This is a genomic window from Gilliamella sp. B14384G12 (assembly GCF_016101825.1).
Classification (GTDB): Bacteria; Pseudomonadota; Gammaproteobacteria; order Enterobacterales; family Orbaceae; genus Gilliamella; species Gilliamella apicola_N.
This window is the reverse complement of sequence record NZ_JACFPU010000006.1, coordinates 59,078-73,385: the sequence shown is the minus strand read 5'-3', so window position 1 is coordinate 73,385 and position 14,308 is coordinate 59,078. Positions and strand designations below refer to the sequence as shown.

At 35.3% G+C, this 14,308-nt stretch carries 10 protein-coding genes and 1 tRNA gene; 5 read left to right on the top strand and 6 right to left on the bottom strand.

What is annotated here, in order from left to right:
* Positions 1-47: 47 nt before the first annotated feature.
* Both H3S73_RS07900 and argF read right to left on the bottom strand, forming a co-directional pair.
* On the bottom strand, positions 48-548 hold the full coding sequence (locus tag H3S73_RS07900; protein ID WP_086328803.1) for a phosphatidylglycerophosphatase A: 501 nt from the start codon (positions 546-548) through the stop codon (positions 48-50).
* A gap of 92 nt (positions 549-640) precedes the next feature.
* Positions 641-1,651 (bottom strand): ornithine carbamoyltransferase, encoded by a 1,011-nt coding sequence (gene argF / locus H3S73_RS07895; protein ID WP_198227395.1) that lies wholly within the window; start codon positions 1,649-1,651, stop codon positions 641-643.
* A gap of 268 nt (positions 1,652-1,919) precedes the next feature.
* Here argF and carA point away from each other — a divergent pair, with 268 nt between their 5' ends.
* Both carA and carB read left to right on the top strand, forming a co-directional pair.
* Entirely contained in the window at positions 1,920-3,080 is a 1,161-nt protein-coding gene (gene carA / locus H3S73_RS07890) for a glutamine-hydrolyzing carbamoyl-phosphate synthase small subunit (RefSeq protein ID WP_198236324.1), read from the top strand.
* A gap of 1 nt (position 3,081) precedes the next feature.
* On the top strand, positions 3,082-6,297 hold the full coding sequence (gene carB, locus H3S73_RS07885; RefSeq protein ID WP_198236323.1) for a carbamoyl-phosphate synthase large subunit: 3,216 nt from the start codon (positions 3,082-3,084) through the stop codon (positions 6,295-6,297).
* Positions 6,298-6,357: 60 nt separating this feature from the next.
* On the opposite strand, the gene H3S73_RS07880 is transcribed toward carB, so the two are convergent.
* Positions 6,358-6,777 carry a GFA family protein gene (locus H3S73_RS07880; protein ID WP_025316813.1) on the bottom strand — a complete coding sequence of 140 codons (420 nt, stop codon included), beginning with the start codon at positions 6,775-6,777 and terminating at the stop codon, positions 6,358-6,360.
* A 993-nt stretch (positions 6,778-7,770) separates the two neighbouring features.
* On the opposite strand from H3S73_RS07880, the gene H3S73_RS07875 reads away from it, so the two are divergent.
* Positions 7,771-7,847 (top strand) — tRNA-Met (locus H3S73_RS07875).
* A gap of 40 nt (positions 7,848-7,887) precedes the next feature.
* Here H3S73_RS07875 and metF read toward each other — a convergent pair.
* Positions 7,888-8,763 (bottom strand): methylenetetrahydrofolate reductase [NAD(P)H], encoded by an 876-nt coding sequence (gene metF / locus H3S73_RS07870; RefSeq protein ID WP_065738109.1) that lies wholly within the window; start codon positions 8,761-8,763, stop codon positions 7,888-7,890.
* A gap of 112 nt (positions 8,764-8,875) precedes the next feature.
* Entirely contained in the window at positions 8,876-11,149 is a 2,274-nt protein-coding gene (gene metE / locus H3S73_RS07865; protein WP_198236322.1) for a 5-methyltetrahydropteroyltriglutamate--homocysteine S-methyltransferase, read from the bottom strand.
* Positions 11,150-11,349: 200 nt separating this feature from the next.
* Between metE and H3S73_RS07860 the strand changes: the two genes are divergently transcribed.
* Complete coding sequence (locus tag H3S73_RS07860) at positions 11,350-11,610, top strand: hypothetical protein (RefSeq protein WP_198236321.1); 261 nt, start codon at positions 11,350-11,352, stop codon at positions 11,608-11,610.
* A gap of 171 nt (positions 11,611-11,781) precedes the next feature.
* Here H3S73_RS07860 and H3S73_RS07855 read toward each other — a convergent pair whose 3' ends face one another.
* Positions 11,782-12,333, bottom strand: a complete 552-nt coding sequence (locus tag H3S73_RS07855; RefSeq protein WP_198236320.1) for a DUF1440 domain-containing protein — start codon at positions 12,331-12,333, stop codon at positions 11,782-11,784.
* A gap of 367 nt (positions 12,334-12,700) precedes the next feature.
* On the opposite strand from H3S73_RS07855, the gene H3S73_RS07850 reads away from it, so the two are divergent.
* Positions 12,701-14,053, top strand: a complete 1,353-nt coding sequence (locus H3S73_RS07850) for an Nramp family divalent metal transporter (protein WP_198236319.1) — start codon at positions 12,701-12,703, stop codon at positions 14,051-14,053.
* Positions 14,054-14,308: the final 255 nt, after the last annotated feature.

Genomic DNA, 14,308 nt, shown 5'->3' with positions numbered 1-14,308 from the left:
TGCGGTTGATTACAATCAATTTCTATTTATGTTAGCAATAAAAGTTGTTACTTAATTAGCAAAGCTATCACATAAACAGTAACTGAAGAGAAGATAGCCGCAATGACATCATCAACCATAATACCAAAACCTCCTGGTACTCGTTTATCAAACCAACGAATCGGCCAAGGTTTTGCCATATCAAAGACTCTAAAAGCAAAAAAAGCAATAGCAATCCATAAAACAGAGATTTGTGGAATAAAAAATAGGGTGATCCACATACCAACAAATTCATCCCATACTATATGTCCTGAATCATGAGTATGGGTATCATCCGACGTTTTTTGACATAAAAAACAACCAAAAATAAAAGCGACAACAATTAACACCCAATATAAATACGGTTGCAAACCATTAAATAGCAGCCAAAGTGGTATTGCCATTGCCGATCCCATCGTACCGGGCATAATAGGTGACATACCAGACCCTAAACCCACCGCAAGTAAATGGATAGGATTGGTTAATTGCACATATTTTTTAAAGTCTTTATTTCGCTCTTGTTTTGTCATTATGTTAAAGGTCTTTTAGATAAAATAATGCCGACTTTAAGTCGGCAAAAAAGTTGCTTAGCAAAGCTAAGTATTTATGATTATCAACTATATTATTCGTCTTTCGCTAACGTTGCAACCATTACCGCTTTAATCGTATGGAGGCGGTTTTCAGCTTCATCAAATACGATACTGTGTTTCGATTCAAATACGTCATCAGTCACTTCTAAGCCATTTTTTAAACCGTATTGTGCTGCCATTTGTTTGCCAACCGTGGTATTCATATCATGGAAAGCAGGTAAACAGTGCATAAATTTCACATTTGGGTTATGAGTCAAATTAATGACATTTTGATTGACTTGATAGGGCGTTAATAATTTTACACGCTCATCCCACACTTCTTTCGGTTCACCCATTGATACCCATACATCGGTATAAAGAAAATCAACATCTTTAACACCTGAAGCAACATCTTCAGTTAAAATAATTTTAGCACCTGTCGTTTTGGCTATCTCTTGACACTTCTGTACCAATTGAGCTTCGGGTTGACAGGCTTTTGGCGCAACTAAACGAATTTCCATACCCATTAATGCCGCCCCTTCCATTAACGAATTTCCCATATTATTTCGCGCATCACCTAAATAGGCAAATTTAACACTGCTTAATGCTCTATCGCCAATATGTTCTTTCATGGTCATAAAATCAGCTAAAATTTGGGTTGGATGGGCTTCAGTAGTTAAACCATTCCATACAGGTACACCCGCGTATTTTGCTAAAGTTTCAACAATTTCTTGCCCATAACCACGATATTCAATGCCATCATACATACGACCAAGTACACGTGCAGTATCAGCAATTGACTCTTTATGCCCAATTTGGCTACCACTCGGCCCTAAATAGGTAACGTTTGCGCCTTGATCAAAAGCACCAACTTCAAATGCACAGCGCGTACGTGTTGAATCTTTTTCAAAGATAAGAGCAATATTTTTACCGAGTAAATACTTTTGTTCCAGCCCTTGCCGCTTAGCTTGTTTTAATTCAATAGCCAGATTAATTAATTGATTAATTTCGGCAGGGGTAAAATCGAGTAGGCGTAAAAAGTGACGTTGATAAAAACCGTGCATAATATGGCTCCTAATAACCGTAAATATTCACACGATTCTATTTGAATAATTATGCAAATTCAAGTTAAACATCAAAATAACCTTTATATTTTATTAACTCGTCAAAAAGTCTCAAAAATTAGATTTAATTATTAAAATAATTTTTATAATATTGCTTTTTTTGTATAAAAAAGTGTAATAAAATGCCAATCACTGTAACTTAACAGATAAGTAAATTTGAATTTTTATTCAAAAATAATGACAACTTATTCAAAAGGCCTTTTTAATCATGCAAACTTATGCCCTCCTTATGTTACAAGATGGTTCGCAATTTATTGGCAAATCAATTGGTGCTAATGGACAGACTGTTGGGGAAGTAGTATTTAATACTTCAATGACAGGTTATCAAGAAATCCTAACCGATCCTTCTTATTCGGAACAATTAGTTACTCTCACTTATCCCCACATTGGTAATGTAGGAACAAATGATGCGGATGCCGAATCTAACCAAATTTATGCAAAAGGACTGATTATTCGCGATCTGCCGTTAATGGCGAGCAACTACCGAAGTGAAATGGATCTTTCCAGTTATTTAAAAAAGCATAACGTAATTGCAATTGCGGATATTGATACGCGTCGTTTAACCCGTATTTTACGTGAAAAAGGGGCACAACATGGTGTGATCATTACGGCTAATGATAAACAGACCTTATTAGATAAAGCCGAAAATGCCAAACAACAGGCACTAAATTATAAAGGGTTAAGTGGATTAGATTTGGCTAAAGAAGTGACTTGCAAGGAAAGTTACACATGGACTTGCGGTATTTGGACAAGACAACAAGAGCATCCTACACCCAAAGCGGACAGTGAATTGCCTTATCATGTGGTTGCTTATGATTTTGGCGTTAAACAAAATATATTACGGATGTTAGTTGAACGAGGATGTAAATTAACAGTTGTACCCGCTAAAACACCTGCAAATGAAGTATTGTCATTAAACCCAGATGGAATATTTTTATCAAATGGTCCTGGTGATCCCGCCCCTTGCACTTATGCCATTGAGGCAATTAAGCAGTTTTTAACCACCAATATTCCAGTTTTTGGTATCTGTTTAGGACATCAGCTTTTAGCGCTCGCTTGCGGTACGAAAACCGTCAAAATGAAATTTGGTCATCATGGTGGTAATCATCCTGTTAAGGATCTAGAAAATAATCGTGTCATGATTACCGCACAAAATCACGGATTTGCTGTCGATGAAAGCACCTTGCCCGCACATTTACGAGCCACACACAAATCCTTATTTGATGGTTCATTACAAGGGATTCATCATAATCAAAAACCTGCATTTAGTTTTCAAGGACACCCTGAAGCCAGTCCGGGTCCACACGATGCTGCGCCACTTTTTGATCACTTTATCGAATTAATTAAAATTTATAAGCAGGAGCAATAATATGGCTAAGCGAACAGATATTAAAAGTATTCTAATTATTGGCGCAGGCCCAATTGTTATTGGTCAAGCTTGTGAATTTGATTATTCAGGCGCTCAGGCATGTAAAGCATTACGTGAAGAAGGATACCGAGTAATTTTAGTTAACTCTAATCCGGCAACCATTATGACCGATCCTGAAATGGCGGATGCCACCTATATTGAGCCAATTCATTGGACATGTGTGCGCAAAATTATTGAAAAAGAGCGACCCGATGCCATTTTACCAACGATGGGCGGACAAACGGCATTAAATTGCGCATTAGAACTTGAAAAACAGGGTGTATTAAAAGAGTTTAATGTTGAAATGATCGGCGCTACCGCAGATGCGATTGATAAAGCTGAAGATCGCAAACGCTTTGATCAGGCAATGAAAAAAATTGGGCTGGATACCGCACGTTCAGGCATTGCTCACTCATTACAAGAAGCTTATGCGGTACTGGAACAAGTGGGCTTTCCTTGTATTATTCGTCCATCATTCACGATGGGCGGAACAGGCGGTGGCATCGCTTATAATCAAGAAGAGTTTGAAGAAATCTGTACTCGTGGACTTGATTTATCCCCAACCAATGAACTCCTGATCGACGAATCACTGATTGGCTGGAAAGAGTATGAAATGGAAGTTGTGCGTGATAAAAACGATAATTGTATTATTGTTTGTTCGATTGAAAACTTTGACGCAATGGGCATTCATACCGGTGATTCAATAACGGTTGCACCGGCACAAACTTTGACAGATAAAGAGTATCAAATCATGCGTAATGCCTCAATTGCAGTATTGCGTGAAATTGGTGTTGAAACGGGTGGTTCGAACGTGCAATTTTCGGTTGATCCACAAACGGGACGATTAATTGTTATTGAGATGAATCCTAGGGTATCACGCTCTTCGGCATTAGCCTCTAAAGCTACAGGTTTTCCTATTGCCAAGATTGCAGCTAAATTAGCCGTCGGTTATACACTTGATGAGCTTTCCAATGATATTACTGGCGGTAAAACTCCTGCTTCTTTCGAACCATCTATTGATTATGTCGTGACTAAAATCCCACGTTTTAATTTTGAAAAATTTGCCGGTTGCAATGATCGCTTAACCACACAAATGAAATCAGTGGGTGAAGTGATGGCAATTGGCCGAACATTCCAAGAATCGATGCAAAAAGCACTTCGCGGTTTAGAAGTCGGTGCGTGCGGATTGGATGAAAAAATTGATGATGTTAGCGATGAAAAGAATCTTGCTAAAATTCGTTACGAATTACAAGAAGCAGGTAGCGATCGCATTTGGTATATAGCCGATGCTTTTCGAGCGGGTTTTACCGTTGATGAAGTGTTTTTATTAACTCATATTGATCGCTGGTTCTTAGTACAAATAGAAGAACTAGTGCAAATAGAAAACCGCTTAAAGCAACAAACCATTAATGATCTTGATCAAGAGACATTATGGCAACTTAAACGTAAAGGCTTTTCGGATCTTCGTATTGCTAAACTGCTTAATACTCAAGAACAAGCCGTGCGAGATCTGCGCGTACAATATGATATTCACCCAGTTTATAAGCGTGTGGATACTTGTGCAGCCGAGTTTTCAACCGATACCGCCTATCTTTACTCAACCTATGAACAAGAGTGTGAGGCCAATCCACAATTTAATCGTAAAAAGATTATGATTTTAGGAGGAGGGCCTAATCGTATTGGACAAGGGATCGAATTTGATTACTGCTGTGTACATGCTGCTTTAGCTTTACGCGAAGATGGCTTTGAAACCATTATGGTAAATTGCAATCCCGAAACAGTTTCAACCGATTATGATACTTCCGATCGACTCTATTTTGAGCCAGTTACCCTTGAAGATGTGCTTGAAATTGCCCACGTTGAAAAACCTGATGGCGTGATAGTGCAGTATGGTGGACAAACTCCGCTGAAATTGGCGCGAGCCCTTGAAGCTGCTGGAATTCCTATTATTGGCACTTCACCTGATGCCATAGATAGAGCTGAAGATCGCAAACGCTTTCAAGAAGTAGTTGATAAATTAAATTTAAAACAGCCCGTTAATGCCACCGTAACCGATATTGATGAAGCGGTAATCAAAGCAGAGCAAATCGGTTATCCACTCGTGGTGCGTCCATCTTATGTATTAGGCGGACGAGCAATGGAAATTGTATACAATGAACAAGATTTACGACGCTACTTTAAAACCGCAGTAAGTGAATCCAATAATGCGCCAGTACTGCTTGACCACTTTTTAGATGATGCCATTGAGGTGGATATTGATGTGATTGCAGATGGCGAACAAATCGTTATTGGTGGCATTATGGAACATATTGAACAAGCCGGTATCCACTCGGGCGATTCAGCTTGTTCACTGCCAACTCATACCTTAAGCCCTGAAATTTTAGCTGAACTGCGAAAACAAGCGAAACAATTGGCGTTTGAACTTAATGTAAAAGGTTTAATGAATGGGCAATTTGCGGTCAAAGATAATCAAGTTTATCTGATTGAAATTAATCCACGTGCAGCCCGTACGGTGCCGTTTGTCTCGAAAGCGACTGGCTTACCACTGGCTAAAATTGCTGCCCGTGTCATGACAGGGCAATCGCTGGCCAAGCAAAATGTTACTCAAGAAGTCATTCCGCCTTATTATTCCGTTAAAGAGGTAGTATTACCATTTAATAAATTTAGCGGTGTTGACCCAATTTTAGGCCCAGAAATGCGCTCAACCGGCGAAGTCATGGGAATTGGTAAAACATTTGCAGAAGCCTTTGCCAAAGCACAGCTTGGCAGCTTGTCGAATATGAAAAAATCCGGCAAAGCATTACTTTCTATTCGTGAACAAGATAAACCACGTCTATTAGAAGTTGCTAAACGATTAATCGCTCATGGATTTAGTATTGATGCCACACTTGGCACAGCAAAAGCATTGCAACAAGCAGGAATTGCCTGTCAAATTGTCAAGAAAGAAAATGAAGGTCGGCCAAATATTCATGATCATATCAAAAATGGTGAATACAGTTATATTCTTAACACAACCTCAGGGCGAGCTGCTATTGAAGCCTCTAAAATCCTGCGCCGTAGTGCTATCCAATATAAAGTCCATTACGATACCACTATGAATGCTGCTTATGCCACAACATCGGCACTGGATTACGATCCTGCTCACAGTGTGATACCATTACAGGCACTTTATCAATAACCAAAAAGACGAGCAATGCTCGTCTTTTTTTATAAATACATCAAGTTATAATTTATTTTTTTAAGCCTTTCCTTCCGCCATGGCTAAAATATCTGCTTCGGTTAATTTGTGAGTCTGATTAGCAAACGCATAGCAAGTTGGTTTTTTATCGATAAAGACTTCAGCCGTGAATTTTAAATCCTTAATATCATCAAAGATCCAAGCAGCAATATAATAATTTTGCGTACCTTTTAAATGATAATAAAGATGAGAGCCACACTCTTTACAAAATGCTCTTTCCGCCCATTGTGATGAGTTAAAATGGGTAACGTTTTCTTGCCCTTCTATTGTTAAATCACCACTGTGCGCTAAGGTCATTAAAGGCCCGGCACTCCATTTACGACAAGTTTGGCAATGGCATGCACTAAAATCCGTATTGGCAAATGGAACAGATAATTTAACTTTTCCACACAAACAAGATCCATGATATTGAGTTGACATATTTTTTTCCTTTTCCAATTAAATAAACATTATGTAATTTTAATGATGTTAGCATAATAGTAGTTAAACCATAAAATGGAATTTTGTTAAAATATTCAGCCTAATAAAACGGTAAAATAGAAAATAAGTATAATCTAAATATGGATGAATTTTTACGTCGTATCATTACCAATATCAAACATAATATAGACGCGATAGAACTACAGATAAAACATCTATCAACTCATGACAGAATTGATATCTAAAACAAATTTATGGTGAATATCGAAAATGAGAAACACATTTTAATTAATCATTTTAAAGAAATAGAGCAATGGATTAAAAATAATTAAAGTGATTTTGTAAAAATTATTCAGGAGGATATACCGTTTCAGCATTTAAATTACTTTTATTTATAAATAATGCCTTATTAATCGTTTTAATCACACCAAACCTAAGTTAATCAGTGAACTCATTTAAGCAGAATGATTGTAAAAATTATTCAGGAGGATATGCCATTTCAGCATTTAAATTACTTTTATTTGTAAATAATGCCTTATTAATCGTTTTAATCACACCAAACCTAAGCTAATCAGTGAACTTATTTAAGTAGTATTTTGTAAAAATTATTCAGGAGTGTATACCGTTTCAATATTTAAATTACTTTTATTTATAAATAATGCTTTATTAATCGTTTTAATCACACCAAACTTAAGCTAATCAGTGAACTTATTTAAGTAGTATTTTGTAAAAATTATTCAGGAGTGTATACCGTTTCAGTATTTGGATTACTTTTATTTATAAATAATGCCTTATTAATCGTTTTAATCACACCAAACCTAAGCTAATCGGTAAACTTATTTAAGCAGAATGTTTGTAAAAATTATTCAGGAGTGTATACCATTTAGTATATAAATTACGCTCATTTGTTAAGGAATGTGTAAAAATAATACGTTCAGTAAAGAATAGTATTGCTTTATTATTTTATTACTATAATATAACTCACCTCTCTGACGCGGGGTGGAGCAGCTTGGTAGCTCGTCGGGCTCATAACCCGAAGGTCGTTGGTTCAAATCCAGCCCCCGCAACCAATTCCTCCAAACCCTATTCTAAATTTTCTTAATGATAAAACTATATTGATTTTGGAACGGCAAGTAACGTTGATACTGCTTCACTAATTCTTCGAGCGATATAGCTATTATTCATGGTATATAAATGGATACCGTCAACATTTTGCGAAACTAGGTCAACAATCTGATCGATAGCATAAGCAATACCTGCATCACGGAATGCATCTGGATGATGTTCATATTTTTCCATCATTTGCTTAAATTTCTTAGGTAGATTAACACCACACATTGAAACCATACGTTCAATTTGGTTTTTATTCGTTACTGGCATAATTCCCGCTTCAATGGGTACATCAATGCCCATATCACGCGCTTTATCTAAAAAAGCATAAAAATAATCATTATCAAAAAACAATTGGGAAATCAGTTGATCGGTACCTGCGTTCACTTTTTCTTTCAAATGAATTAAATCTTGTTTAATGGTTGCCGCTTCAAGGTGCCCTTCAGGATAACACGCACCAATTACGTTAAAATCGCCATTTTCTTTAATAAAAGAGACAAGTTCACTTGCAAAACGAAAATCATCTTTCGGTTTTACGTTTGGATTGATATCACCTCGTAACGCAAGTACATTATCAATACCCGCACATTTAAGATCGTGAAGGATTTTTTTCATCTCGGTTTTATCAAAATTGATACCCGGTAAATGGGCAACACTTTCGATACCATAGGTATGCTTAACTGAGTGAGCAATATCAATAGTCGTTTGTCCATTCAAGCTACCACCTGCTCCATAGGTAACACTAATAAAATCAGGTTTAAAATAACCGAGTTCGCGCAAAGTACTGTAAATTGTTTCTAAAGGTGATGTTTTTTTAGGAGGAAAAACCTCAAAGGAGAACACCGTTTTTTGATTAAAAAGTAGATTTGTTTTCATCTGCATTATCCATTGGTTATCATTACTATTTTTCCTTATTGACGTTTCCGCCGCCTAATGAGGCGGCGGCAATATCAGATTTAACAAAGTTAAATTATTTTGAAAAACAGTATTATTTGAGTGTTTTTCTTACTTCTAATGTGGCTTGAACTAAGTGTTGTAAGCTTTCAACCACCTCTTTTTCACCACGCGTTTTTAAACCACAATCTGGATTAATCCATAATTTTTGTTTATCGATCTTCGCAAGCAATTTCTCAATAGTTCCTTTAATTTCAGCCACAGGCGGTACACGTGGTGAATGGATATCATAAACACCCGGTCCCACTTCAGTTTTAAAATTATTGGCTTTAAGCACATCAATCAACTGTAAATTAGAACGTGATGCTTCAAACGAGATAACATCTGCATCCATTGCATCAATGTCTTTGATGATGTCAGCAAATTCGCTATAACACATATGAGTATGAATTTGCGTATCTGCTTGAACTTTACTATGTACTAATCTGAATGCTGGAATTGCCCAATCTAGATATTCGCTGTTCCAATCTGCCTTACGCAATGGTAATTTTTCTTTAAGTGCTGCCTCATCAATCTGAATGACTTTAATACCAGCCGCTTCAAGATCGAGCACCTCATCACCAATAGCTAAACCAATTTGGAATACAGACTCTTTTTGTGAAATGTCTTCACGAGGGAATGACCAGTTAAGAATCGTTACTGGACCAGTTAACATGCCTTTAACTGGTTTATCTGTTAAACTTTGCGCATATTTTGAATATTCAACCGTAATTGGTTTTGAACGTGAAATATCACCCCATACAATTGGTGGCTTAACGCAACGAGTACCATAAGATTGCACCCATGCTTTTTCAGTAAAGACAAAACCATTTAGGCTTTCACCAAAATATTCAACCATATCATTTCGTTCAAACTCACCATGCACCAATACATCAATACCGATCTCTTCTTGCAATTTGATACATTCGGCAATTTTTTTCTTATTGAATTCAGTGTATTCATTCAAACAAATTTCACCTTTTTTGAATTTAGCACGATTTAAGCGCACATCTGGCGTTTGTGGGAATGAACCAATCGTTGTAGTTGGTAACAATGGTAAATTAAATGCTTTTTTCTGCTCTGCTTCACGTACTGAAAATTCAGGTAAACGAGTAAAGTCAGATGCACTTAACGCCGCAACTTTTTGACGAACCTCTTGATTTGCCCCTTCACGTTCACGAGTAAACAGTGTTTGGTTAGCTTTATAAGTCTCACTATTTTCTGGGTTAGCTTCATTAAATAACTGACCAAGCTCTGCTAATTCTTGCAGTTTTTCTTGTGCAAAAGCAAAGTAAGCACGTTGTTGAATAGTTAGTTTAGTCTCATTTTGTAATGTATAAGGTACATGCAACAATGAACACGAAGTATTAATTACAACTTTAGCTGCCTTTTGCTTAATTTTCCCAAGTAATGCTAACGTTTTTTGGTAGTTATTTTTCCAAATATTTTTACCATTCACTACGCCAGCAAATAATACTTTATCCGAAGGGAAACCATTATTTTCAAGCAATGCTAATGACTGTTTACCTTCGACAAAGTCAAGACCAATGCCATCGAACGGCAGAGCCACTAACTCTTTGTAGCAGTCACGTACATCACCAAAATAGGTTTGTAGAACCACTTTAGTAGTAGCTTTAACAGATAAGATTGCTTGATAGAGCTCTGTAAATAAAGCGATATCATCTTGATTAAGATCCGTCACTAAAATTGGTTCATCAATTTGAATCCAATCAGCGCCAAGAGCTGTGAATTTTTGAATAATTTCTTGGTAGGCTTTAATAATATCAGCTTTAAAGTCAACAAACTGTTTATTACCTAAATATTGTGCTAATTTGAAAAACGTTAACGGACCAACAACAACAGGTTTAGTTTGTATACCTAACGCTTTGGCCTCTTGATATTCGTCAAATGGTTTGCTACCAGCTACTTTGATCTGCACTGAATCTTCTATTTCAGGTACTAAATAGTGATAATTGGTGTTAAACCATTTTTTCATTGCTAGCGCACGCACATCGCCTTTTTCACCTTGATAACCACGAGCCATAGCAAAATAACGATCAAGTTCTGGTAATCCCAAATCTTGGTAACGTTTAGGAATAACATTAAGTAAGCAAGCGGTATCTAATACTGCATCATAAAATGAAAAGTCATTAGACGAAATAAATGCAATTTTTTGCGAAGCTTGTTGTTGTAAATGCTCGGCACGTAATGCTTTAGCTTCACTTAATAATTCGGTTTGGGTTTTATTACCTTTAAAATAGGCTTCGGTTGCAAATTTCAATTCACGAAGTTTACCAACACGAGGATATCCAATAACTGCTGTATTCATTTTATTTTCCTTTAATCACGGTTCTTGCGTGGTTAAAAAGATAGCAAAAAAAAATGTTATTGAATAATTCTAGTTTTTTATTAATTGATATAGTTTTTAACTATATCAAATTGCTTTTTTATCGTTATAACGAATAATCATTAGCAGATTTTAAGGATAACAGTATAATGTAAAACTAGTTTTTTAAAGGAATGACAAAAATGAAATTTTTATATTACCTTTATATTTTAGAAGTCATTTTAATTTTGCCTATGTTGGGTGATAACAATAATGTCGTTTTATCTTCACAAATAATTCACAACTTTTTTATTACCATTATTTTTGGTTTTAACTGTATTGTGAATTTATGTTTCTGGGCATTCAAATCCAACAAGCAACGCATTGATTATATTGTGATTGCATTATTATTTTCAGTTATTCTTTTTGTACCCATTAACAATATTATTATTGCAATTAAATAAAAAGAATGTTGATAAGCGGGGGTTAAACAAAAAATTAATATCCTAAATGCTGATAGAATAGTTAAAGTTAATCCAACCGTTTTATAAAAATAAAATTTAAAAAATAATCAATATGGTTAAGATTAACAATCCTCCTATTTTTTAGAATAGAAGGATTGCAAAATAAGTCAATTATTTACGCCACTGACCATAAATTGGTCTTGAAAAATGGGCAAGTACAGCAATCATACAGATTTCAATGGAGACGCCCCAATAAATATGACCTAAAATTTCACTCCATAATTCATAGCCATTTAAATTCCATAACCAGCCAACGGTACCTTCTGGATCATAAGCGGGATGACGGAAGCCTAACAATGGAATAAAAAAGCCATGCATAACAACCGTAATAATCAACCCATAAAAGGCACCATACCAAAGTCGAATTTTATTCCAAAAATAGGCAATAAATACATAAACAAATGCAAAAGCAAAACTAAATAGCCAGTGATAAAGTGTCACAGCACCTAAAACATTTGCCCCTTGATAAATATAATCAAGGGAATGCGAATTAATACCTAACCAACCAAGCCAAGCATCAATATGTGCTGCTGGTGGCGAAATTTCACCGGGAACACGAGGCGGCATATTAACTTCCGATCCCCACTTAACTAATGAACTAATAAAACCACCAATGAGTGTAGTCCAAATGATAATTTTACGATTTATTTTATTTCCAAACATTTGAGTGATTCCTTACTATTTTTAATAGATATTTAATGGATATTTAAATGAGAATGCACAATAAATTAGTTAAAATAAGTTTTACTTAAGACTTGCAGGATACGTTTTAGAAATTTTTTTATTTAAAACAGATGATTGCTTTTTGTTCTTATTTTTGAGAAATCAAACAATATCTATTTAATCAATCATAACTGGTATAGCCATACCAATATATAAACTCAATTAGAATAAATAATATACACTTTTAAGTCTAAATAATACACATTACCGCAATTATAATTTTAAAAAAACAAAATAATTATTTATTAATTGATAATGATTCTCATTATCAAATATAATACCACTATATTAATTTAGAGGTTTAATTATGTTAAAAATATCCACAGTAAGTTTAGAAGAGATCAATAATACGGTTCATATTCCCGATCCTAATGCGAGTTTTCTTCGAAAACTGTGGGCTTTTTCTGGTCCGGGGGCTTTAGTTGCTGTTGGTTATATGGATCCAGGAAACTGGATTACGTCCATTCAAGGTGGTGCGCTTTATAGCTATTTATTACTATCAGTAATACTCATTTCTAGCTTAATTGCAATGCTCCTTCAGGCAATGTGTGTGAAAATAGGCGTAGTAACGGGTATGGATCTTGCCCAAGCCACAAAATCAATGGTCGGTAAAAAAATAGCTTTTTGTTTATGGATATCGACTGAATTAGCCATTATTGCCACAGAAATTGCTGAAGTCATTGGTAGTGCAGTAGCTTTAAATCTATTATTTGATATTCCATTATTAATTGGTGTGTTATTAACCGTTTTTGACATTGTTATCCTTTTAATTTTGATGAAGTTTGGTTTTAGAAAAATAGAAGCCATTGTCTTTTGTTTAATTGCGACAATCTTTATTATCTTCGCTTATGAAGTTTTAAGAGCCTCTCCTGAACTTAGTGATATTTTAAATGGATTTATTCCTAGAAGTGATATTTTTACTGCCTCAATCAAAGGACATGATTCCGCATTAGTGATTGCACTTGGTATTGTGGGTGCAACCGTTATGCCGCATAACTTATATCTGCATTCGTCTATCGTTCAAACTAGAAAATATAATAGACAAAACAGAACAAGCTTAAAAGATGCAATTAAATATGCAACGATTGATTCCAATATACAATTGTCGTTTTCATTTATCATAAACTGTTTATTATTAATTCTTGGGGCTGCCCTTTTTTATGGCAATGATCCCGACAATCTTGGTCGATTTACCCAACTTTATGATGCATTGAAAGATCCATATATGGTTGGTCCTGTGGCAAGTTCAATTATGGCAACTTTATTTGCCGTTGCTTTACTCGCATCGGGTCAAAACGCAACAATTACAGGCACACTGACTGGGCAAATAGTCATGGAAGGTTTTATTCATTTATCGATTCCGCTCTGGGCTAGACGAATAATCAGCCGAGGATTAGCGGTTACTCCTGTGATTTTATGTATTTATATCTGGGGAGATAAAGAAAATATTGTTGAAAATTTATTAATCTATACTCAAGTCTTTTTAAGCATTGCTTTACCAATTTCAATGATTCCTTTAATTTTAGTCACCTCAAATAAAAAAATCATGAAAGAGTTTGTGAATTGCAAATTAACCATTATTTTAGGTTGGATAGCGACGATTTCGCTTATTATTTTAAATCTACAATTAATTTATGAAGTGATTAGTTCATTGTATTAGTTAACTATCTTACCAGCCATTGAGATTTTTCTGATCAATGGCTTGTTTAATTTTTTTCTCCTTAATTATCATTCATTGTTATCTACTTGCTTATTTATTAAATGAGGTAAAGAAACGTTGCAAGCAAGATAAAATCTAGGTAACACAACCATTCCATCAGGTAGACCAAAACAAAATCATTATTTTATTTAAAAAACTGTATTTATTTACAGTGTTTTTGTTGATATACTCGTTTCAATTTTAATCAGCTGCATG

Excerpts from the sequence above, each read along its gene's own strand:
- carA (WP_198236324.1), top strand. The coding sequence starts at position 1,920 with ATGCAAACTTATGCCCTCCTTATGTTACAAGATGGTTCGCAATTTATT.
- argF (WP_198227395.1), bottom strand. The coding sequence starts at position 1,651 with ATGCACGGTTTTTATCAACGTCACTTTTTACGCCTACTCGATTTTACC.
- H3S73_RS07900 (WP_086328803.1), bottom strand. The coding sequence starts at position 548 with ATGACAAAACAAGAGCGAAATAAAGACTTTAAAAAATATGTGCAATTA.
- metF (WP_065738109.1), bottom strand. The coding sequence starts at position 8,763 with ATGAAAACAAATCTACTTTTTAATCAAAAAACGGTGTTCTCCTTTGAG.
- H3S73_RS07855 (WP_198236320.1), bottom strand. The coding sequence starts at position 12,333 with ATGTTTGGAAATAAAATAAATCGTAAAATTATCATTTGGACTACACTC.
- carB (WP_198236323.1), top strand. The coding sequence starts at position 3,082 with ATGGCTAAGCGAACAGATATTAAAAGTATTCTAATTATTGGCGCAGGC.
- H3S73_RS07850 (WP_198236319.1), top strand. The coding sequence starts at position 12,701 with ATGTTAAAAATATCCACAGTAAGTTTAGAAGAGATCAATAATACGGTT.
- H3S73_RS07880 (WP_025316813.1), bottom strand. The coding sequence starts at position 6,777 with ATGTCAACTCAATATCATGGATCTTGTTTGTGTGGAAAAGTTAAATTA.
- H3S73_RS07860 (WP_198236321.1), top strand. The coding sequence starts at position 11,350 with ATGAAATTTTTATATTACCTTTATATTTTAGAAGTCATTTTAATTTTG.
- metE (WP_198236322.1), bottom strand. The coding sequence starts at position 11,149 with ATGAATACAGCAGTTATTGGATATCCTCGTGTTGGTAAACTTCGTGAA.